At 40.1% G+C, this 22,660-nt stretch carries 20 protein-coding genes; 9 read left to right on the top strand and 11 right to left on the bottom strand.

Annotated features, from left to right (window positions below):
- Positions 1-235: 235 nt before the first annotated feature.
- The 3 genes from TY49_RS05935 to tgl all read right to left on the bottom strand — a co-directional run bounded on the left by TY49_RS05935 (position 236) and on the right by tgl (position 3,137).
- Entirely contained in the window at positions 236-535 is a 300-nt protein-coding gene (locus TY49_RS05935; RefSeq protein WP_041964989.1) for a metal-sulfur cluster assembly factor, read from the bottom strand.
- 199 nt (positions 536-734) lie between these two features.
- Positions 735-2,207: a UDP-N-acetylmuramoyl-L-alanyl-D-glutamate--2,6-diaminopimelate ligase gene (locus TY49_RS05940; protein WP_041964990.1), complete on the bottom strand. Its 1,473-nt coding sequence runs from the start codon at positions 2,205-2,207 to the stop codon at positions 735-737.
- Between the two features lie 201 nt (positions 2,208-2,408).
- Positions 2,409-3,137: a spore coat transglutaminase TGL gene (tgl, locus tag TY49_RS05945; protein WP_041964991.1), complete on the bottom strand. Its 729-nt coding sequence runs from the start codon at positions 3,135-3,137 to the stop codon at positions 2,409-2,411.
- A gap of 233 nt (positions 3,138-3,370) precedes the next feature.
- On the opposite strand from tgl, the gene TY49_RS05950 reads away from it, so the two are divergent.
- The 4 genes from TY49_RS05950 to TY49_RS05965 all read left to right on the top strand — a co-directional run bounded on the left by TY49_RS05950 (position 3,371) and on the right by TY49_RS05965 (position 5,774).
- Positions 3,371-3,490: a hypothetical protein gene (locus tag TY49_RS05950; RefSeq protein WP_041964992.1), complete on the top strand. Its 120-nt coding sequence runs from the start codon at positions 3,371-3,373 to the stop codon at positions 3,488-3,490.
- Positions 3,491-3,553: 63 nt separating this feature from the next.
- Positions 3,554-3,793, top strand: a complete 240-nt coding sequence (locus TY49_RS05955) for a YczO family protein (RefSeq protein WP_500778256.1) — start codon at positions 3,554-3,556, stop codon at positions 3,791-3,793.
- A gap of 90 nt (positions 3,794-3,883) precedes the next feature.
- The gene (locus tag TY49_RS05960; RefSeq protein ID WP_041964993.1) at positions 3,884-4,303 is read left to right on the top strand and encodes a pyridoxamine 5'-phosphate oxidase family protein; all 420 of its coding nucleotides are present in this window, start codon (positions 3,884-3,886) and stop codon (positions 4,301-4,303) included.
- A gap of 241 nt (positions 4,304-4,544) precedes the next feature.
- Positions 4,545-5,774, top strand: a complete 1,230-nt coding sequence (locus TY49_RS05965; protein ID WP_041964994.1) for an NAD(P)/FAD-dependent oxidoreductase — start codon at positions 4,545-4,547, stop codon at positions 5,772-5,774.
- Between the two features lie 70 nt (positions 5,775-5,844).
- On the opposite strand, the gene TY49_RS05970 is transcribed toward TY49_RS05965, so the two are convergent.
- The 5 genes from TY49_RS05970 to TY49_RS05990 all read right to left on the bottom strand — a co-directional run bounded on the left by TY49_RS05970 (position 5,845) and on the right by TY49_RS05990 (position 11,064).
- Positions 5,845-6,411, bottom strand: coding sequence for a M15 family metallopeptidase (locus TY49_RS05970; RefSeq protein WP_041964995.1), 567 nt, complete (start codon positions 6,409-6,411; stop codon positions 5,845-5,847).
- A 156-nt stretch (positions 6,412-6,567) separates the two neighbouring features.
- A complete protein-coding gene (locus TY49_RS05975; protein ID WP_052442101.1) occupies positions 6,568-7,278 on the bottom strand; it encodes a DUF459 domain-containing protein in 711 nt (236 codons plus the stop codon).
- Between the two features lie 250 nt (positions 7,279-7,528).
- Positions 7,529-8,482, bottom strand: a complete 954-nt coding sequence (locus TY49_RS05980; RefSeq protein ID WP_041964996.1) for a YsnF/AvaK domain-containing protein — start codon at positions 8,480-8,482, stop codon at positions 7,529-7,531.
- A 141-nt stretch (positions 8,483-8,623) separates the two neighbouring features.
- Positions 8,624-9,940, bottom strand: coding sequence for a hemolysin family protein (locus TY49_RS05985; protein ID WP_041964997.1), 1,317 nt, complete (start codon positions 9,938-9,940; stop codon positions 8,624-8,626).
- A gap of 335 nt (positions 9,941-10,275) precedes the next feature.
- A complete protein-coding gene (locus TY49_RS05990) occupies positions 10,276-11,064 on the bottom strand; it encodes a TerC family protein (protein WP_041964998.1) in 789 nt (262 codons plus the stop codon).
- A 441-nt stretch (positions 11,065-11,505) separates the two neighbouring features.
- Between TY49_RS05990 and TY49_RS24170 the strand changes: the two genes are divergently transcribed.
- The gene (locus TY49_RS24170; RefSeq protein ID WP_084135395.1) at positions 11,506-13,299 is read left to right on the top strand and encodes a methyl-accepting chemotaxis protein; all 1,794 of its coding nucleotides are present in this window, start codon (positions 11,506-11,508) and stop codon (positions 13,297-13,299) included.
- Positions 13,300-13,543: 244 nt separating this feature from the next.
- On the opposite strand, the gene TY49_RS06000 is transcribed toward TY49_RS24170, so the two are convergent.
- Complete coding sequence (locus tag TY49_RS06000) at positions 13,544-14,014, bottom strand: hypothetical protein (protein ID WP_041964999.1); 471 nt, start codon at positions 14,012-14,014, stop codon at positions 13,544-13,546.
- A gap of 145 nt (positions 14,015-14,159) precedes the next feature.
- Between TY49_RS06000 and TY49_RS06005 the strand changes: the two genes are divergently transcribed.
- Both TY49_RS06005 and TY49_RS06010 read left to right on the top strand, forming a co-directional pair.
- Positions 14,160-14,714: a tyrosine-type recombinase/integrase gene (locus tag TY49_RS06005; protein ID WP_041965000.1), complete on the top strand. Its 555-nt coding sequence runs from the start codon at positions 14,160-14,162 to the stop codon at positions 14,712-14,714.
- A gap of 13 nt (positions 14,715-14,727) precedes the next feature.
- On the top strand, positions 14,728-16,230 hold the full coding sequence (locus TY49_RS06010) for a potassium/proton antiporter (RefSeq protein ID WP_041965001.1): 1,503 nt from the start codon (positions 14,728-14,730) through the stop codon (positions 16,228-16,230).
- Between the two features lie 95 nt (positions 16,231-16,325).
- On the opposite strand, the gene TY49_RS06015 is transcribed toward TY49_RS06010, so the two are convergent.
- Together TY49_RS06015 and TY49_RS06020 are read right to left on the bottom strand one after the other, a co-directional pair.
- Positions 16,326-16,940, bottom strand: a complete 615-nt coding sequence (locus TY49_RS06015; RefSeq protein WP_041965002.1) for a TetR/AcrR family transcriptional regulator — start codon at positions 16,938-16,940, stop codon at positions 16,326-16,328.
- Between the two features lie 27 nt (positions 16,941-16,967).
- Positions 16,968-18,500: a carboxypeptidase M32 gene (locus TY49_RS06020; RefSeq protein WP_084135396.1), complete on the bottom strand. Its 1,533-nt coding sequence runs from the start codon at positions 18,498-18,500 to the stop codon at positions 16,968-16,970.
- A gap of 418 nt (positions 18,501-18,918) precedes the next feature.
- Here TY49_RS06020 and TY49_RS06025 point away from each other — a divergent pair, with 418 nt between their 5' ends.
- Both TY49_RS06025 and TY49_RS06030 read left to right on the top strand, forming a co-directional pair.
- The gene (locus TY49_RS06025) at positions 18,919-19,647 is read left to right on the top strand and encodes an ABC transporter permease subunit (RefSeq protein WP_198135592.1); all 729 of its coding nucleotides are present in this window, start codon (positions 18,919-18,921) and stop codon (positions 19,645-19,647) included.
- A complete protein-coding gene (locus TY49_RS06030) occupies positions 19,644-22,499 on the top strand; it encodes an ABC transporter permease subunit (protein ID WP_041965004.1) in 2,856 nt (951 codons plus the stop codon). Before TY49_RS06025 ends, TY49_RS06030 begins: the two co-directional genes overlap by 4 nt.
- Positions 22,500-22,660 lie beyond the last annotated feature (161 nt).

Here is a 22,660-nt window from a genome sequence, read left to right on the forward strand (position 1 = left end):
TATTGAGATGGAACCAGACTTTTGTCCGAACATGGTGTGACTTTGGACAAATTCATGAGACGGAGCTGGCCTTTTGTCCGAACTTGGTGCGACTTCCGACAATACCTTGGGATGTATCCAGTGTTTTGTCCGAACATGGTGGAACTTCGGACTAAAATCATGAAATAAACATTAACACAAAACAATAAAAAAAGATTGCGATGCCGCAATCTTTAGAGGTTATTTTAAATGGTATTTACAAGTCCAGTAAGTATTTCGCGTACTTGGACATCCTGTCTTGTGTCCATTTTGGTGCTGAGACCATTTTGATATCAATATGCTCGAGGTTACCCATTTGTCCAGCCAGGTGTTCACGGGCGGAGAGGGCAATATAATCAGCAAGCATGCAATCTTCATTCCTTGTAGTCAAAACGATTTCGACATCTCTATCATCCTTGACGCAGACTTCATAGACGAGGCCAAGGTTCACAATATCGACTCCAAGCATTGGTTCTTCTATTTCTTCAAGCATTTTATAAATTTCTTTTTTATCCATATTGAGTGCCTCCTCTCACATTAGTCAGGTCAATTGTCTTGCTTTACTTATATCATAAGAGATGCCGTGAAAATATTGGAGTGATGGACTTCACATTTCATATTTTTGTCATTATTAGAAGGATAATTTGTGTCAGTTTATGCCAAGGAGTTTAATTTCCCTAAAAAAACAGGCTGATTTTTATTCAGCCTGCTTTGCGTCAACCAATTACCTTTTCCTTGTTCTGCAATTTTTTTAAATATAACAGTGTTTCTTTATCTGACGATGTAGGAAGTTCGTACATTGACTGATACTCCTCAGGTCCTTTACCAGTGATAAGGATCCACTCCCCTCTCCGGGCGTTTTCCCATGCCTCTCTGATCGCCAAGGTCCTGTCTGTAATCACTCTACCTTTGTTCATGCCAAATCGTTCGTTCAGTTCCTTTAATTCATTGGCCATCTCTTCTTCGGTTATTCCGTTCAGGTCATCGAAGGTCAAGGTGAATTCATCACTCATTGCGGCCGACGCTTTGATCATATGCTCTCTTTTTGTCTTGTCCCTCTCTCCACGGAAGCCAAAGATATGCTTTACCTTCACTGCCTCATGCTCTTGTGCTGCTTGCAGACAGTATTCAATCGCATCCTTAGTATGTGCATAATCGACGATGAAAGTAGCACCTTCCGGGTGAGAGATCATCTCGAATCTTCCAGGCACGCCAGGGAAAGATTTTAGCGCTTTAGTAATCACATCAGGACTGATGCCGATTTTTACGGCTGTCAAGAAGGCCATTGCAGCATTATAGACATTGTGTAGACCAGGGGATGGAAAAGTCAAAGGGTAGGTGATTCCTCCCATTTGGATGTCAAATCTGCTTTCTCCGTTTAATTTAATATCCTCAATTTTCAAATCGTGGATGGCATCATAACCAATTGAATATACCGGAATTTCTTTAGCTTTTAAAATACTGTCCAGCCTGTCACCCCACTCGCCCAACCTGCTGACAACAGCCGAACCCTCTTTTTTCATGTAGTTATACATCAATGTTTTGGCCTCGAAGTAATCTTCAATTGTCGGATGGTAATCGAGGTGATCATGGGATAAATTCGTGAACAACCCATAATCCAGCTCAAGCCCCTCAATCCTGTATTGCTTCAGGGCATGTGATGACACCTCCAAAACAACAAATTCATCATTGCTTTTCGAAATCAATTCCTGAATTTGTAAAGCATCCGGAGTGGTATTGGAAGGCTTGTACACTTCATTATTTATAATATAAGACACAGTTCCCAGGAGAGAGCAGCTTTTGCCAGCATGCTCTAGGATGTGCTTTAAAATGTAAGAAACGGTCGTTTTCCCATTTGTACCTGTGATGCCAATCACCGTATGCTTCCTCGACGGGTGTTGATAAAATGCGCTCGCTGCCCTTCCCAGTGCAAGCCTGCTGTCGAATACCTGAATATAAGGTACAGAAAGTTCAAGCTCATTTTCACCTATGACAGCTGCAGCCCCATTGGCTATAGCTTCATTAATAAACTTGTGGCCATCTATCTGGAAACCTGTTATCGCAACAAATAGATCTCCTGGCCTCACTTTACGTGAATCCATCTGAATTCCAGATAAATTAGGGTCTGCATCATTCCTGTATTTTTTTAAACTGCTGCCGAGTTCTTCAAGCACCTTGGTTAATCTCATTTCCAAAACTCCCTTTTTAACATGCCTATAAATTCCACAGCCGGAATTAGAAATGTATATAATATGTCTCTTTTTATATTCCCCCAAATATTAAAACTATGCCTCGTAAATGATACAAGATTTTCTTTTATAAAAAATGAGTAAAAGGAAATAGAAAAAAAGACCGGCAATTTAGCCAGTCTTTTACTATTCTTTCCTATTTCACTTAGAAAACTGGGACAGGTATTTAAAATTCAGCCTGCTATGCTGCTGGAGCATAAAGGCGGAGGTAGTGGAGCCTTGTATCCGAAGGGTATTCAGAGCTTTGATCATTTCCTCGGCTGTGCCTATTCCAATACCATGTCCATAATATAATCCATTTCCAAGGACTACAGCATTTTCTCCTCGCCAAATTGGTTTATCAAAGTCAGGATTCATGAAATACACCACATCGCCAGGTATAAACTCATTCCCTTCTAACGTTATGATGGCCAAATCAGGGTCATAATTCCAATTCCAAACAAGCAACCCTCTGAATAAATAATTGAAATCCGACAACCTTATTGAATCCAGAACGGCTTTGTAAAAAATAATAACCATTGCTGTGGAGCACTCGAATGCGTATTCCTGACCATTTTCATAAATATCATTAATCGCGTCAGAAGGCAGGACATTCGGATTCAACAAATAGCCCCTCGGTCCTTTTGTCCAATAAACTGGATTGAACCTTGAATATTTGAAGGAGGTAAAGGCTACTGATGCCTCCTTAAGCTTCAATGCTGCTTTAATTATATTCTCCCTGAGCTTTATTTCGAAAAGTAGCTGAAAGGTTGTGTCATACTCAAACATCGTCAGGCTATTGTCTAGTTCATTGTATATTTCCTTCTGTTTCCCTGACAGATTCTGCAGCATCTGGCCGCTTGCCGAATCTGGAAACCGGATGATTATCATCACACTCCCCCCTCCATATTTCGCTAGTTAAACATACATTCTAACTATATGAAGGTGAATGGCTGAACAGAATCTTGAATCATACAGGACTCGATCTTATTTACTTGCCTGTAAGGAACCTGGATTGGCATTTTCCATCTTCAACCTTTGAGTCAATCTCGACGATGAGTTTGTTTCATTTAGCTATAAAAGGGTATTTTTATTATAATCACAGCGATAAGGAGGCTTTTATCATGACAGAAAAACATAACGACGGTTCAGCTGAACAGGAGAAGAAAAAGGAACACAACAAGGATATCGAGCCTCAAAGGGATCCTGTAAAACCTCAGGAAGAGTCAAAAAGCAATAAATAAGTCATGTACAGATGAAAATAATGCAAGATCCAGCCTTTTAAAAATCAAAGAGAGGTGAGCATCGTGGGAAAGGAAAATAAAAAGAACATTCCAGTTGATAATACTCAAAACATGGACAACCCTGAACAATATGAAACCAAGACAGAAAGTCTTCATGACAAATTCAAAAGTGAATTGACTGTGGATCCGATTCCGATGGAGGACCTTAACCAGGAAAAACATGAGGAAAAGGATGGCCATCACTCAAAAGATTCTTCTTCAAGCGAAAAGAAATACAATGTAGATATCGACAATGAATTATAATAATCTCCCTGGGAATCCCAGGGCTTTTTTGGTTTATGAAGCTTTAGAAAGAGAATATTAAAAGCAGGTACAAAAAAAGGAGGAATTCATATGGATAGTCAAAACTTAAAAGAAAAAATCACTCAGGTCCTTGGTGAATCGAAGGTTGGCACGCTGGCAACCGTAGTCGGGAATAAGCCACACTCCCGCTACATGACCTTTTTTAACGAGGATTTGACATTATACACACCGACAAGCAAAGAAACGTACAAAGCGGAAGAGATTAAAAGGAACCCATATGTTCATATCCTGCTCGGATATGAAGGTGAAGGAATGGGTGATGCCTATATCGAGGTACAGGGTAAAGCTTCAATCCGTGAAGAAGAGTCACTCAAGGAAAAATTCTGGAATGAGAAAATGGAGAAATGGATTGAGAGCCCTAATGACCCAGATTACATTATTCTTGAAATAAAACCAGAAACCATTCGATTGATGAACGATAATGGTGAACCAGAAACAATGAATTTCTAATCACCGCCAGGAGATGGAACTATTCCATCTCCTCCTTTTTTGGATGTTTTGTCAAACTTTTGTTGAATTTATATCGTAAATACGTATTGATATAAATTTATTAATATCGTAATCTATTGGTAGAAAACACTTGTGAATTTTTTCACAAATCATTTCATATAAACTACAAGAAATTTTTTATTTTTTTTTACTAAAACATGTGAATTATTTCACAATAAACAACCAGAAAGAAGGAATAACGATGCAAACTCCAAAAGTAGTCATTTTAGGTGCGGGATATGGTGGTCTCATAACTAGCCGCCAGCTTGAAAAAACTTTACTGAACGGCGAAGCTCAAGTTACTTTGATCAATAAACATGATTATCACTATATTTCTACTCAACTTCATAAGACAGTTGCGGGCACTGCCTCTGACGAAAAAATCACTTTACATATACCTGACCTTCTTAAGACAGATAAAATCCAATTCAAAAAAGGGACAGTACAAGGTGTAAACTTTACTTCAAAGAAAGTCCAGCTCGAGTCTGGTGAATTTATCGATTATGATTACCTGATGATTGGCCTTGGTTTCGATGTGAGTACATTCGGTATTCCTGGAGTAGAAGAAAATGCCTTTAAAATCAAAAGCTTCAGGAGTACGAAGGCCATATACAACCATGTGCTGAGACAGTTCGCAGCGTATAAAGAGGACCTTGACCCTTCAAGACTGACTTTTGCTGTTGCCGGTGCGGGCTTTACCGGAATAGAAATGATTGGCGAACTTATAGAAGCAATGCCAAAGCTATGTCTCAAATATGATATACCTGTGTCGGCGACAAGAATTATCAATATAGAAGCGTCTGCATCTGTTCTGCCAGGATTTAATAAAGAGGCTATAGATTTTACAGAAAGCTATTTTAAAAAGAATGGTGTAGAGCTAATGACCTCTACGAAGATCCTTGAATGTTCTCCGACTACTATAACATTGGACAATGGCGAAGAACTTCCTTCAAGGACATTGATTTGGTCGGGAGGTGTCCGGGGCAATACCCTCCTTGAAAAACTGGATTTGCCTATTTCGAAGGGCCGCATCAACATTGATAAATTTTTGCGGGTACAAGGAATGGAAAATGTTTTTTGTATCGGGGACGCTGCGTTATTCCTGAAAGAGGATGGAACCCCACTCCCTCCGACTGCGCAGGTGGCCATTCAACAGGCAGAGGTTTGCGGGCCAAATTTAATCGCCAGCTTGAGAGGTGAACAACTCAAAGCATTCGAATACCACCACAAAGGTACAGTCGCTTCCATCGGTAACAAAGCAGCTGTCGGAAAAGTCTTCGGTTTGAAGATCAGCGGTTTATTCGCTGCCTTAATGAAGCAGGTAATCGAAGCTCGTTACCTTTTCGTACTCGGAGGACCTGGACTGGTAATCAAGCAATTCCTTAAGATTGGAAAGCCACATTCAGAGTTGGCTATTTCCAAACAAAAATGATTATTTAGCGATGTTTTCACCCTGAAGGTTATTAAACTTAAAAAGCATCGGAGCCTCATGGCGCCGATGCTTAATTTTGTGAAGCAGTCAACGCATCTTCCGGAGGACGCTTCCCGCGTTTCAAGTCATTTATGGTCAAGCCGAACCGCATTTCCAGATGCGGATAATCCTTAAAGTGATTCCAGTCTCCTCCCCACGTAAATCCAAGCTCCTTGGCAATGCCTACTACTTCCATCCAATCCGATTTCCCATTGCCATTTCCATCATAAGTAGTGTCCCATAGGGCTTTTCCTTGTTTATTCAATAACGCGAAGTCGATTGCCAGACCAAAATTATGGTAAGACTCCCCGCCTTTAGCATGTGTGACTATTTGGCCATCTTTAGATCTTCCCTTTTCATATAACTGATTCTGTTCTTCAAAACTCCGGAAACCATCAGTTACCAAGACCCTTATGCCTATCTCTGCTGCCTTCTGGACCAGCACATCCTTATTCTCCTGGACAACTGGATGCAGTTCCTGTGGCAAAGGAACATCCTCATTAATTTCAGGCTGGGTGAGGAATTGATAATATAAAAGGAGCGCAGCCAAAATCAGCAAAAAAGTGAAGGATGCGTTCCCAAAAAATTTGTTTTTCACGTTAAAATTCCTTTCAGCTATTCTTTTAATCTATTATATAACGAATTTCCTCCATTCTTGGTTTCAAGGGAATTTTTTTCAAGTTAAAAAACCTGGCAGTAGTTTATGCCAGGCAGTCATCCTATAACAAAGCCTTATATAAAAATTCTATTGATCCTATTCAAACTTGTATTTTCCTAAAATGCGATCAGTGATCAGTTTGTATCCTTTATCATTCAAATGCAGCGAATCACTGAAATACTGCTTTTTATCTTTCCCTTTAAACAGGTCATTGGTTGGAATGTAAACGACCCTTTTTTCATTTTTAGCGGTTTTTTTTATTTTTTCATTCCAATCATTAATCACCGCTTCAATTGCAGCACTGTCTGGGTAGGGATTGTAGAGACCCAGCAGGAGGATCGGCGCTTTCTCGTTTTTTTCACTCAAAATATTGAGAATTGCCCTCAAGTTCCGCAAATAATCTGCCTGGCCTTTTTCTATTTCCCCAAGCTTCAGATTGTCTAAATTCCCGCCATTGCTATTGATCAAATCATTAGTACCGATAAAAAGGATAAAATAGTTTGCATCATCAAGTTTTCCTCTAATACTGACATCAGATAGCTGGGTAAGGATACCAGAAGATTCAAGACCATAAATAGCTTCATTATCAAAGTTGTAGTACTGTTTGTTTTGGTTGTTCAACTTGGTTTGCAGTGTATCAATATAACCCGATCCCTTCTGATCACCATAGCCATAGGTGAGCGAGTCTCCGAATGCTACTACCAGCCTGTCCCCTTCCCCTTTTTGAGGGTTGACCATACTGAATGCAGCCAGTGAGACGAAAATAATTAGTATAAGAGATGATATAAGTAATGTTTTTTTCTTCATGATGTGCCCCTTCTCTAATTCTTTATACCTTATTACCCAGCATGAATTGAACATGAAACAAGAAGAATTCACCATTAAACTTCTTCTTGCTAATGCTTCGTCAACGTGTTATATTTATCAAGCGATGAGCTGAATTGTGTAAGCCGACAGACACTCCTTTATGGAAATGCACGATGTGGCGTGCAGTCAGTCGCCTCAATACGCAGAAAAGACGCCTTTTGGGCGTCTTTTCTTATTTTTCAGGATATATTTATTTCTTCTTGTAACCGTCACGGTACATACCTGAAGGATTATTTAAACCATCACGGTCTAAGTCCGTCGAATTCTTAAGTGATTCACGGTTGCGGTCAAGGTCTGCTTCATTGACCACACGATCGTCGTCAGCTTCGAGATGTGCTTCTTCATGCTTTACACTTTCGACGACTTGTTCAGTATCTGTCACTTCTCGCTTACCAATGACAAGCTCTTCAGAAACAACCGGTTTCTTAGTAACCTCTACCTTCTCTTCCATAATAGGTACACGGATAGTTTCATCGTCACCAACCGAAGCATCCATACCAGAAGTAGTCTCATTCACATCACGTCTCTCCACGTACACTTCTTCACGTGTGACTGGAATGTTTACTTTCTGCTGCTCTTCTACTACTTCCTTGTGGACTTCAACTTCACCTGCCTGTACCCTTTCTTTGGATACATCAAGCTGCTCTTCTCTTAACCTTAAAGTCTGCTCATCAGTATTATCATATGTTCCCGTTACTGATGTATCAGTATTATCATAAGCTCCAGTTACTGAGGTATCGGTAACATATCCTGTTTCTTCAACATCAAGACCAGATGCAGCCGTTTCTGCTAAAAGGATGATGCGTCCATTTCGGACATCTTCTTCGTATTCTCTTGCCGCGTCATCTGTTAAGCCTACACCGACCAGACGATCGGAAATGGAAGGCTCATTGCCGCCCAAATTTCTGTCTGCGTCAAATGCTGTCATCAAGCTTTGCCAGAAACCGCCTTCCCTATGGTCGTCAGTATCAGTTCCGATATTTTCAGTCGTTACACCTGTTCTGCTTTCAAGTGCAGTGGTAACATCATTTGTATCACCGATGATTGAGAAATCCTGAACGGCATAGCCTTTGTTTTTATGTTCTTCAATTGCTTCAATTAGTTCTGTTTGATTATCATATACTCCAACTACTTTTTTAGCCATTTTAAATTCCTCCATTTCAATTTATGATTCATCCGGTTGCCCCGGTAGTGTATTCTTACCCGGCATGGACAGGAACTCAAACTATTTAAGTCTTTCCAATATTAGCCACGACCTCTTTAGAACAAAAAGAAAAAGCCGGAATTAGTCCGGCTTTTCATCTGCGTCCATTTTTAGAACCTCTAAATAGGCAATATGATATTCGTCGATTTCGATAATCTTGAAAATATAGCCTTGTTCCTCGATTTCATCACCAATTTCGGCATCAATGTTCTTTGTCATGAACCATCCGCCTATAGTATCTACTTCTTCTTCTAATATATAGATACCTAATACGTCATTTACTTCATCAATCAAAACTCTTGAGCTGAATAGATAGTGGTTTTCATTTACTTTTCTGATTTCGGCGATTTCGTCCACATCAAATTCATCACGGATGTCTCCAACAATCTCTTCAAGTATGTCCTCGACAGTCACCAGTCCGGATGTGCCGCCATATTCATCAATCAAGATGGCCATATGAATGCGTTCTTTCTGCATTTTGACGAGCAAATCATGGATTGGAATGGTTTCGATGACTCTGATGACAGGCTTAATAAATGATGACAAAATCGATTCTTTTTGAAGATCCTTACGTGTCAATTTAGCAGTGAGTATCTCCTTGATATTGATCATCCCTACTATATTGTCCTTCTCGCCATCTATGACTGGATATCGTGTATATTTCTCTTTTTGTATCACATCAATAATCGTATCGATATCATCTGAAATATCAAACGTGACAATTTCAGTCCGGGGCACCATGATTTCTTTGGCTATTCGCTCATCAAACTCAAATATATTATTAACATAGTTCAGTTCATTTTGATTGATCTCACCACTTTCATAGCTCTCCGATAAAAGAATGCGGAGTTCTTCTTCGGAATGGGCAATTTCATGTTCAGATGCAGACTTTAAACCAAACAAGCCGACAAGAATCCTGGCTGACCCATTCAATGCCCAAATGAACGGGTACATAATTTTATAAAACCAGATGATAGGCTTTGAAAATGCAAGGGTAACTGCCTCCGCTTTTTGAATTGCTACCGTTTTTGGAGCCAGCTCCCCAACTACCACATGCAAAAAGGTGATCGAAGCAAAGGCTATTCCGAACGATAATATACTGGATAATGACGGATTAAGATGAAAGCGCTCAAACACAGGATGAAGCATTTCTTCAACCGTCGGCTCCCCGAGCCACCCAAGGCCAAGAGCTGTAATCGTAATTCCCAGCTGACAGGCCGAGAGATATTCATCAAGATGAGTGATGACGTGCTTAGCAGATTGTGCTCCTTTTCTTCCTTCAGTGATGAGCTGATCAATTCTTGAACTTCTCACTTTTACAATGGCAAACTCTGTCGCTACGAAAAAGCCAGTTAACGCAATTAATAAAACAACTAAAAACAAATTAGTAATAATCAATGGGCAAGCCCTACATTCGTAAGGCAGTCACCTCCTAGAAGACAGTACTCCATTCAAAACGGAATGATGATCAAAGGAACGTATTCCTTCAGCACCATGATTTTTTGTCCATTTTTTAAATTATACCCTTATAATAAACAGCTAACGCATAATAGAGGAAAAACGTGAATCAATCCACACTTATTATTGGTATCTGGAGTAGAATATATTTATAAATGGGCTGGTTGAGCAATGCCACCTCTTGTAAACAGCAAAGGTGACGGGAGCAACATGAAAAACTGAAGTCAACTCTCTAAATATTGATGCAGATGGGTTATACTTCAGTGTACATGTGATTATGATACCTTTTTGGCAGTCTCTGCAGTCTTTTCATTGGACAGGAACCAGCCTGCCGCTGCAATTCCTACAAGAACTGCATAAAATGTTAGTTTCCATTCTGTTGAATGGGAGAATTCAGGATTGATAATACCTAATGCAGGGTGTGATAATGTTAAAATCGCCAGTTTAACCCCTACCCAGCCGACAATAGCAAACGCGGCGATTTCCAGACCAGGCCTTCTTTCAAGCAAATTCACGAACATATTAGCAGCGAATCGCATGATGATCAGTCCAATCATCCCGCCTGCGAAGATGACAAGGAATTGTCCCCCGTCCATCCCTCCTATGTCGGGCAGCGGAGTTTCAGGCAGTACAACAGCCAGGGCTACTGCTGCCAGGATAGAATCGACTGCAAAAGCAATATCGGCAACCTCTACTTTAAAAACAGTCCCCCAAAAACCGCTTTGATTCGTACCTTCTTTGGTCAATAGCTGGTCTTGATTTTCGCTTTTATCCCTGAGAGCAATTTTCCTGATGATGTGGTTTACAGACATGAAAAGCAGGTATAAAGCCCCAATCGCCTGTACTTGCCATACATCGACCAGAAAGGAAATCACAAACAGAGATGTAAAGCGAAACACAAATGCCCCTGCCAAGCCATAAAACAAAGCCTTTTTACGCTTGTTCTCGGGAAGGTGCTTCACCATTAGTGCAAGTACCAATGCATTGTCCGCAGCCAAAAGCCCTTCCATCACTACAAGCACAATAAGTACCCAGCCATACTCCAGAAATAAAGTCAATTCCATTTTCTTTTCCCCCTAACCATTGATTGGTCAACCAAATACCCCTTCGCATGGCCAAAAGAAAAGACCCTTACCATCATGGTAAAGGCCTTAAATCACATAGAAAAAGACCTTTACCATGACAGCAAAGGTCTTGCTAACAACGTCCACGTTGCCAATAAAGCCGGAGACTTTCATCTCGGGAATGACGACTTTATTGTAGCAGCTACTCCCCTTTAAAAAGAGAATATTTAATTACCTTAAATATATAAAAGCACTATATTTCTGTCAAACAAAAATATCCGACTAATTAACCCATTTTCCTTAACTAATTTTGAATATTGCCGAAAATAACAATAATATGAGAACAATTCAGGATTCAATCCGAATCTTGAAGTTCCTGCATGGTATAGTTGTTCTCGCAGAAATTTTTATCGCCTACGAAGATCAGAGGGAGTGGACAAATTGCTTTTCAAGAAGAAGACGAACACTGTAAAAAAAACAGTAATTACGAAGAAATCAAGCAAAAAAAGATTTAACAAAAATATGAGTCTTAAATTAAAGATTGTATCTTTAAGCATAATCTCAATGCTGCTCCTTGCATTGGCTACAACATTCTATGCGCAATACACCATCAGGACTAGCAACATGGATTCGATGGAAGCAGAACTTAATACAATATCAAGCTTGTTATCGGATCAGGTTTCTGCAGGGAAAGCAAAAACAATCATTACCAATCCTTCAAAAAACAATCCAGGTGTCACCTCCATGCAGAAACAGATGGATCAAATATTAAAGGAAAACCCATTAATACATAATCTTTATTTAATTACGATGGATGGGGATAAATTTGCTATCCCAACAATGAGCTCAGCAATGATGTCAAAGGATATCACATATGGTTCAAATTATTCTGGCGGCAAAGATTTTGATCAGGCAGCCCTAGAAGCCTTTAAAGAAAATAAAAGGACGACTACTGAAATATACCAATCTCAAAATGGCTCAAAAATGACCGGCTTTGCTCCAATCACTGATATGGCAGGAAAAACAATTGCCCTTTATGGAGTCGAATTTGACGTTTCCCAGGTAAATAAAAAGATTAATGCTGAGGTCGCAGGCATTTGGATTCTATCTCTTATTATCCTCGCCCTCTCAAGCGTAGCTATGTATTTCCTTGTGTCCAGGCTCATCAAACCACTGAATAACATCAAAGATTTAACAGCAAAAATTGCAAAAGGTGACTTGTCACAAGATGATATCATCGTTAAATCAAAAGATGAAATTGGAACACTCGCTGAAAGTATCAATACAATGGCTGCCTCCCTTAGAACCCTCGTTTCCCAGGTGCAAACAAGTTCAAGGGAAGTTTCAGGTGAAACAGTTGGGTTGTCCAAGACAGCCTCCAGTTCGGTAGAAGCTATCAGGGAACTGACATCAGCTAATCAGCAGGCGGCCGCAAGCACACAGGAACAGAACGCCAACATTGAAGAAATGCAGGCAACATTGGAAGAAATCAACGCCGGTATCGAAGAAATCAACGCATCTGCTCAGCAGGCAAGCTTCATAGCAAAAAATTCAACGGTAACTTCAAAAGAAGGAACCGTAAGGATTGACGAGATGCTTGAAGGACTTGAAGCTGTAGATGAAAATACAAACCAGCTGGCTGACATTATTACCGTGCTTGAAAAACAATCAGACAAAATCACACAGTTCGTAAAAATCATCAATACAATCTCTGATCAGACAAACCTCTTGGCACTGAACGCAGCAATTGAAGCTGCAAGGGCTGGAGAACACGGAAAAGGCTTTGCTGTTGTAGCAAACGAAGTGCGGAAGCTTGCTGAAGAAAGCGCAAAATCGGCATCCACTATCATTTCCATCGTTAACGAAAATGTCCAGAACACTCGTACAGCAGTTGACTACATCACAAAAACGAGAGAAGCTGTACAATACAATAAAGACCTATCTGCCAAGGCGAAAAATACACTTAATGAAATCTATGAAACAACATTGGAGATTGAAGACAACTCCAATAACATCGCAACTGCTATTGAACAGCAGGTTATCGCTTTTGAACAAATAACTAATTCCCTTGATACAGTCTCTCAAGCATCCCAGCAGATTGCTGCAGGCACAGGACAGACAGACCAGTCCACACAAGAGCAGCTCAGAATCGCAGAAAATGTAAACGAGACGACAAAGATCCTCCAGCGGACAGCATCGGAATTAGAAAAACTGACAGGGAATTTCAAATTATAGGCTACTGAACAAAAAGCGCAAGCGCCTCGTTCAGCTCCGACAAGCGTTGGAGGGCCTGACAGTGAAGTCGCTCTTTGACTTCATTGGCAGGACCGAAACGTCTCGAGGAGTTAGGAGCCGCAGCTAGACAAGCGACTCGAGGGGCTAGGCGCTGGAGCTGAATTAAGATAACCCATATAGTTATCAACAACGAAATTATTTTATAATCTGCTATAGAAAAAAGGATGCCAACGTGGCATCCTTTTTATCTTTTCCTGAATCCTTCTTCTTCTAAATATTGTTTGGCTTCATTGTAAGAAAGGAATGTACCATCAAGGTTCAGACCAGCATACACATTCCACATTTCATCTTCATGTACAAGTAACAATGTGTGGTTTTCTGAATTAATCCAGCGTTCCTCTTCATTGTCCTCTATGATGGCTGAATCAATGGTGCTGTTGGCCGAAAGAGACTCAATCGACTGTTCAATAATCGTTTTGAGCTCTCTCTCAGAAAAATCGCGGATATTTACCATACCTTTAGGGTCGATGTCATAGTCTTCTAAAAATTCACCATAGACAAACCCATTCCCATTTGGGTGAAGGTGATATACAACATTTTTCTTGTCGTATATGCTCTCAGCATAATGAAAGTTAACACGGCCTAAAGAGACATTTTTTCGTTCAAGTTGAGGAAATGATTCAATAATTGCAAGTTTCTGTTCAAAAGTCAGCATAATTGCCTCCATATTAATATCAAATTTTTAGATTCTGTTCATTATAACATTTGACAGTAGAGTAACAAATAAATCTTTATCAAGCAAAATGTATGTTACAAAACTTGGATTAAGATATAATTAAGTTACTTAAGGAAGTGATTTAATGAAAACGGTAAGTGCAATTAAATCCAAAAAGAAAATTATCATTATGAAAAAATTCCTCGAAAATCACTCGACCAGGGATTATTGTTTGTTTTTACTTGGTATCAATACTGGAATTAAACTTCAGGAATTACTTAGTCTGCGAGTCCACGATGTATGCGATAAAGATGGGGAAATTACAGACTTTCTTTCCATTCCTCTCTATTGCAATCCTCCTGTTTACTTAAATGCCTCTATAAGGCGGTCCCTAAAAAAATATTTAAATGAAAATTCTTTTATTGATACAGACTATCTTTTTAGGTCGAGAAAAACTTCTAACCCAATTACAAGACAACAAGCCTACAGGATTATTAATGCGGCAGCCAAAAATGCCGGAATTGATGAACCGGTAGGAATGACCACTCTCAGGAAAACATTTGGCTATCATGCCTACTCCCAGGGTGTTGCAATTTCACTCATCCAAAAAAGACTACAGCATGCCTCGCCATCAGAAACAAAGCATTTTATTGGAGTAGACCAGGAAACGGTCCCGGTTAAAATAAATATCAATCTATAAGGGGGAGTTTTTATTGCCTGAACATATTATTAGTACGGACTCATTCATCATGCTTTTAGCTTTTTTATTAATTGTCGGGGTTTTGACTACGAGATTTTCAACTAGATTAGGCGTTCCCTCCCTTATCCTTTTTATATTGGTCGGAATGGTCATGGGCAGTGATGTCCTGGGTATCGTCTATTTTGACAATGCATCATTGACACAAAAGATAGGGGTAATTGCGCTGATCATCATTTTGTTTGAAGGCGGCCTGCAGACAAATTGGAAGGATGTCAGGCCGGTGATCGTCCCTTCTTTATCATTGGCGACTATTGGGGTTTTAATAACCTCAGGAATTATAGCGGCTGCTGCTAAATTGATCCTTGGCCTCGACTGGCTTGAATCCATTTTATTTGGTGCGATAGTTGGTTCAACTGACGCCGCAGCGGTGTTCGCAGTCCTGAAAGACCATAATATATCCCCAAAACTTGGGTCCACCCTTGAAGCCGAATCGGGATCGAATGATCCGATGGCCGTGTTTTTAACAGTCGCAATGATTGAACTCATTACCATCCCAGATACACGTATCCTGATCTTGGTTGGTGATTTCTTTTTGCAAATGGGGCTGGGGTTGGTACTGGGAATCATATTTGGAAAGATAGCTGTAAAGGCTTTGAATTCCATCAATCTGGATTCCAGTGGACTGTATCCTGTATTTGCAACCGCTTTTGCCTTGCTGACTTATGGCATCACAGCATTCCTAAACGGCAGCGGGCTTTTGGCTGTATATATTGCAGCCATTCTGATCGGTAATGCGGAAATTGCCTACCGCCATTCTATTTTCCGTTTTTCAGAGGGTTTCGCATGGATGATGCAAATTCTTATGTTTGTCATCCTTGGACTCCTTGTATTTCCGTCAGAACTTTTCACTCCTGCCATTTTAATTCAAGGGCTTCTGGTCTCATTGATTCTGATTTTGGTAGCGAGACCCGTTGCGGTGTTCATCTCAACGACTAAAATGAAGTATACCCATAAAGAGCGAATTTTCCTTTCCTGGGCGGGATTGAAAGGCGCAGTCCCTATTATCCTCGCCACCTTCCCTTTACTGGCAGGTATCGAGGACAGCCATCAGATCTTCAATGTTGTCTTTTTCGTTGTTCTGACGAGTGCTCTGATCCAGGGAGCTACCATACCTATGCTCGCCAATAAGCTAGGATTGAATGGTCCTAAGAAAACGGTTCCGATGCAATCACTTGAGTTGATTTCACTCGGAAAAGCTGATGCTGAGATGATTGAATATGAAATGGAAAGCGAAAGTGCAATTGTCGGGAAAACCTTGATGGAAATTCCATTTCCAGAAGGGACACTGGTGAATGCGGTCATCCGCAATGGCAAACTGATTGCACCTACCGGGAATACAGTCATCATGGCTGGGGACTTCCTTTACATTCTGTCCGGGAGAAAAAACAAGCAAAAACTGAAGAAACTATTAAAGGAAAAATCACTATATTCACAAGATGTCCTAGAGTTGAAATAATATAGCTGTTTTCGTCAACTTCATTTCTTTCAGCACCTGGACCTGTCGAAACAAAATTAAAACCAGTGAGGACCCGCCTCACTGGTTTTAATCATTTATAGTCTTAATTTTTCCAAGAACATATTCTGCATTTCTTTTAATATAAGTTTATATTGATAATTTTCAAGTATAGTTGCCTGCAATGTAGCTCCATTGACCATCGCCCAAAAAATATCCGCATATGTCACGGGGTCTAGCTCTTTGTTGAATTCACCTGATGTCTGGCCTTCTTTAATGATTCCTATCAACAATGAGACAAAGAAATCTTTATATCGCTCAGTCAACACTTCCTTTAACTCCAGATTCCGTGTTGAGTACAATCTGAACTCATAATGAACAATCGCATGACCCTTGTTCGCTTCATCATTCGGATCGTTATCCAGGTAGGCTTCAATCAAGTAGTTGAGCTTATCCAGCGCTGTCTTTCGCTCAGCTATCGCTTTTGCAAATTTATTTCCCGAGTTATTTGTCTGGCCTTCCATCAATGCAAGGTAGATATCATCCTTACTTTTAAAGTAATTATAGATTGCCCCTTTGCTCAGGCCAGAACGAGCGACAATATCATCAACAGTCGATGCTTCAAAACCCTTCTCGGCAAAACAAACATGAGCGCTCTGTAGTATTTCCTGACGCTTCTTTTCCTTATATTCCTCTGAAACAATTGGCGTCATTTGAATTACCTCATTTTCGTCGCTAAATTATAATTTGTATATTTTGCTATACTTTTCTTCCAGATATTGAACTAGATAATCCGCATTCAATTCTTCACCGGTGGCTTTTACAATCAGTTCATTAGGTGTATACAGCATGCCGTATTGATGGATGTTTTCCTTCAGCCAGTCTTGAATCACTGAAAAATTCCCCTGCTCGATACTCTCATAGAAATCGGGTAAATCTTTTTTGATTTTGTTCAGGATTTGGGCTGCATACAGATTTCCAAGCGAATATGACGGGAAGTAGCCAAGTCCTCCGAACGACCAGTGGATATCCTGGAGCACCCCTTCACTGTCAGTTGATGGTGCAATGCCAAGATAGTCATTCATTTTTGCGTTCCATATTCCTGGCAGATCCTTCGCCTCTATTTCCCCGGCAATCAACGCCTTTTCAATTTCATAGCGAACCATGATATGAAGATTATACGTTAGCTCATCAGCCTCAACTCGGATGAAAGATGGCTGGACAGCATTCGTGGCTCGATAAAAATCATCCAATGCCACTTTCCCAAGTTGTTCTGGGAAATGTTCCTGCAGTTTCGGATAGAAGTACTTCCAGAATTCCTCACTGCGCCCTACCATGTTTTCAAGGAAACGTGACTGAGATTCATGTATTCCAAAGGAAGCACCTTCCTGAAGAACTGTATCCTGGAATTCCGGATTGATATTTTGTTCGTAAATTCCATGCCCAGCCTCATGAATTGTACCGAAAATAGCGGAGCGGACATTATTTTCTAGATATCTGGTCGTAATCCTCACATCACGGGTATTTACAGGCTGCGCAAATGGATGGACAGTTTCATCAAGCCTGCCTGCTTCCATATCGAAGCCTATCAGCGGCAAGATATAACGATTGAAATCTTTTTGTTTCTCTATTGGATATGGTTGTTCAAATATCTCCACTGACGGTTTGTATGAAGACTCTTGAATTCTTCTAAGTAAATCAGCGCTTGATTCTCTTAATTTAACAAACAATGGGTCAAGCTTTTCCACAGTCAGGCCAGGCTCAAATTCGTCAAGGAGTGCATCATATGGATGGTTTTCATAACCGTAAATTTCAACAGCTTTCTTTTTGAATTCTATAATTTTCTCAAGAAACGGAAGGTATTTTTCAAAATCATTATTCTCTCTTGCCTCTTCCCAGGCATCATTTGCTCTTGATGTAAGCACAGAGAAATCTTTAATCATTGCAGCTGGAATACTCTTTGAACGGTTATAAAATTTAAGGCGTTCACGGATTTTAGCCTTTACCGCCTCATCAAGGTACTCCTCTGCTTCTGGTGTAGAGAGCGTGCTGAGTGCCTCCCCCATTTCCTCTGAAACAGTCAACTTGAACGCTTCTGTTCTAAGTGTCCCATTTGCATTCGCAAATATAGAGCGTCCTTTTTTCGGTGAGATAACTTTTTGGTCCCAGCTCAATAAACCTAAAATACTATTAAAATGCGAAATCTTTTCATCTAATTCATTGAACTTTTCGAGCGCAGACATGATTGTTTGGTTCATTACCTTTTGTTCCATGCCACTTCCCCCTTTTTCGTTAATCATTTGGTTTAATACAATTAATGATGCTTAGCAGGCTGTTATCGTAAAAGGACTACCGAATAGCTTCGTAATTCATGAAATAGTCAAAATAAACTATCCAGTCGGTTTATTATAATTCATATTACATTATTTTTTCAATTATCACAAAATTATTAAAAAATATTTCTTAAATCTTGCAACCTTTCATAACTTAACTACGTCAAAACTTAAAGAAAATTTTTCCAAAGGAGAGACTATGAAAAAATTTATACATTACCTATTTTTACTTTTGACCTCCATCGCGGGTCTTTTATTTTTTGTGGCATTTCCCAGGCTTTTCGCATTTCGGGATCCTGCTAGTGAACACCTAGGTATAAATCTGTTTTCCTTTTTAAAAGTACTCGGAGATACTGTCATGCAATTTTCCAAGCCTGCCAGCTGGCAATTTTTCGACAGCTGGAACACGGAAACAGTTATTGACCGGTATACATACTCGCTTGAAGTTATTTTTGTAAGTCTGTTGTTTTCTTTTTTAATCGGAGGTTTAATCGCTTATTTATTTATGAATTTCCCATACAAACAACGGTCCAAGGTGAAAAATATCCTTAACTTCCTCGAGGGCATACCTGATCTGCTGATTATTTTCATGATACAGATGTTTTTGTTTACTCTTTACAGGGAATTTCAAATCCGCCTGGTTACCATGTATGGTTTAGCCGGAAAGGAACCACTAATTTTTCCAATGATCATTAATTCCCTGCTGCCATCACTGTTTTTTGCCCAATACCTAATAAAAGTAATGGAGGAAGAGTTTGAAAAACATTATATTCTCTTAGGCCAGGCAAAAGGGTTATCGAAGATGCAGCTGCTTTTCTCCCATTTAACCCGCAATATCGTACCGGTTGTCTCGATCCATTTTAAGACCATAATCTTTATGGTTTTGACAAACCTGGTGCTCGTTGAACACATGTTTGTCCTTGACGGGTACATCCAGGAACTTAATAAACTATTGCAGATTCAAAGTACTTCTCCAATGAATATTTTCTTTTATGTAGGAGTTTTCATGCTTCCAGTCATTCTTCTAGAGAGATTCGTTTCGTTGATCGGTAAAAAGTTTGGAAGCGTCCGGGGGATGGATATATGAGAAGAATCAGGGGTATTTTCTTATCTGCATTCACTTTGACTGCTTCTTTTTTCAACAAAAGTCTAATGTTTCTTGTCAGAGAGACAAAAGATCCAAATCCACAAAAAGTAAAAAGAGGGTTGCTTGTATTCTTGAAAGCAGCCTTCAAGAAGTTTTTGGAATTAATATCTTACATTAATAATCTTAAGCATCGGAATATCCTGATTGGTTCGACAATACTTCTTGCATTGTTCCTGATCAGCTGGAACACAGAGCTTATGCCTGAAAGCAATGAGCCACTGATTTTCGATGATGAAGGAAACTTTGTCGCGGCTCCGCCTGCTCCTCCTTCGCTAATCTTTCCACTCGGGACGGATTTGGGTGCAAGAAGCATGGTTAATCTAGTGCTCGTTGGAGTTAAGTATACTCTCGGCGCTATATTGGGAATCACGCTTGCCCGACTGTTGGTTGGTACAATACTGGCGCTTATAACGAAATTATTGTATCCGTGCTTTAAACGGTATTTCAGTGCGTTCTTTTGGCCATTCAGATATATTCCTCAATTGCTTGTCGCGATAATTTTGATGCTTCCTGTCGCATCAATACCGACCGGGATTTCAGCAATGGTCATATTGGAATATCAATTGATTATTATGCTGCTGGTCGGTCTTCCCGGCGTCTATTATTACATCCTTGATATGATAGAAGAAATAGAAAAACAACCTTATGTTCTAAGCTCAATACTGATGGGTGCCAGCAAGTTTCACACCTTGAAAAAGCATATATGGCCCAATATCAAATCTCATTTGCTGTTATTGACTACACAGCAAATCCTATCAATCTTACAGCTGTTGACGTTTCTTGGGATTTTTTCATTGTATTTAGGCGGCCCGCACCCCACGCCTTTGACTGATACACCACGTCTGATATACAGAACAATCACCAACGAACTAGCTGGAATGGCCGGCCAAAACTTCTGGCTAATCAGAAGAGCCCCATGGATGGCCTACAGTCCGATCCTGATCATTGCTTTTATAGCCATCATCGTGAATTGGATGAAAAAAGGGGTCGAGGACCATATCGCTGGAGTTGTGCCGGTTAAACAAATGGCTATAACGTCTGCCGCTAAAGAAGATACCAGCCTCTCAAGAAATTTTGTAATAGTTGGCGTGCAAGAACAGCCAGAGACGGAGTATGAAAAGAAGATATATATTAGTGACTTAATTCGCGAAATACTCAGGGATTTCCGAGGGTATTTGAGCCGTTATAAGGTTTACAGGATTATTGAAAAGAGTGCGTTAAGGGTTGCCGAATATATCTCAGAATATCCTAAGCCCATATTTACTACATTATTGACGGTCTCATTCGTATTATGGGCCGGTGTATTCTCGTATGCTGAGTTTTTCGGAAACGAAGAAGCCAAGAAAAAGGAAACTAGTGTTGGTGCATCAACTGAACCAAAAGAAGATAAAGACTTATTTAGTTACATCTTTACCAATAAGGAGCATGCGCCCGTCAAATATAAGGCTGACCTGACTTATCAGGATGCTGAGGCAACATTGCAGGGCACACTGCATGTCTCCACTACGAATACTACCGGTTCCGCCCAGGATAAGATTTATTTTCACCTGTACCCTAACCAGTTTAAAGAACCGATCGATGGCCCGGATTGGGAATTCGTTCGAGGGCCATCACCTACACCTGGCTGGATCGATATTGAAAACATCAAAGTGAATAACCAGGAAGCTGATTTTAAAGTTGAAGGCACTATTTTAGAAATTCAAATGGGTGAGTGGAAAGACAAGGCAACTGCCGAGCTTGACCTTCAATTCAATTTCCAGCTTCCTGAGAATTATAGCAATACAAGCTATGATTATGCGGCAGTCTGGCTCGGCAACTTCCTGCCAAAACAGGCTGTGTATGATAAAAACGGCTGGAATCTGGACCCATATTCACCAATCGGTCACCCTTTTTATAGTGAAACAGCTAACTATGATGTAACAATAAACGCTGCTGATAAATTCGAGATTCTTTCGAACGCAGAAGAAGTTAATGCTACTACAGTAAACGAAGGTGAAAGCAGGAAGTACACTGCTAAGGTGGATAATGTCCGTGATTTTTCTGTCGTTCTGTTGGATAAACAATATTATCAAACTGAAAGATTCATGACTCGTAATGAAACACTGGTGAATGTATGGTACCGCCCTTCCACCGACAAGCAAGAGACAGCAAACAGAAATGCAATGGCTGCAGGTCAATCGATCGATTATTTTGAGGAGTTTTACGGTTCAACATTACCTTATAAAGAACTGGATATCATCCGAACCGCGGAAGGCAACCCACAAACGGCTTACCAGGGAATGATTTTTTCACCAGGATATAACTTTTCTGAAAATAACTTTGGTTCTCTCAGTATGGCAGATGGCGTAATCCGACAGTGGCTGTCAGGCATGGTCGGAAGCCAGGGATATAAAGAACCATGGGTAAATGAAAGCCTCGTGAGCTATTCCTTGAAAACTTATATGGGTGAAAAAGGCTATACGATTAGTCAAACTGCAGAAGAGCAATTAAAGCAGCAGGACGAGATTGCAAGAATTCAAAAAGAAGGCCAATATTTAAGCAGCCCTTTAAGCGATTTTAAAAATATAAATGATTACACAGTCCTGATGGGTATTCACGGTTACAATATGTATGCTGAGTTGGACTATATAGTCAAGGCTGGAAAAGTAAACAAAGCTTTGAAGACATATATCAACGATTTCGCAAATAAAAATGCATCCGGACACGATGTAATCGAACTTTTTGAAAAAGCAGGCCATCCACAGGCAAAAGGTTATTTCGAGGGATGGCTGAAGCCTGAGCTAAAAGAATAGTTTAGTTTTCGCCTGAGCTTTGGTAGTGAGCTCAGGCGATTTTTATTTCTCTTGTATTAATTGATTTTACCGAAGGGGTAAGACTCGGGTTCGCTTCAGACAAAATCGTTGCTTGGCTTCCAGGTTTTGTCCGAACCTGTACCCACTTCAGACAAATCACC

The sequence above is a fragment of the Mesobacillus selenatarsenatis SF-1 genome (assembly GCF_000813125.1).
Taxonomy (GTDB): Bacteria; Bacillota; Bacilli; order Bacillales; family Cytobacillaceae; genus Mesobacillus; species Mesobacillus selenatarsenatis.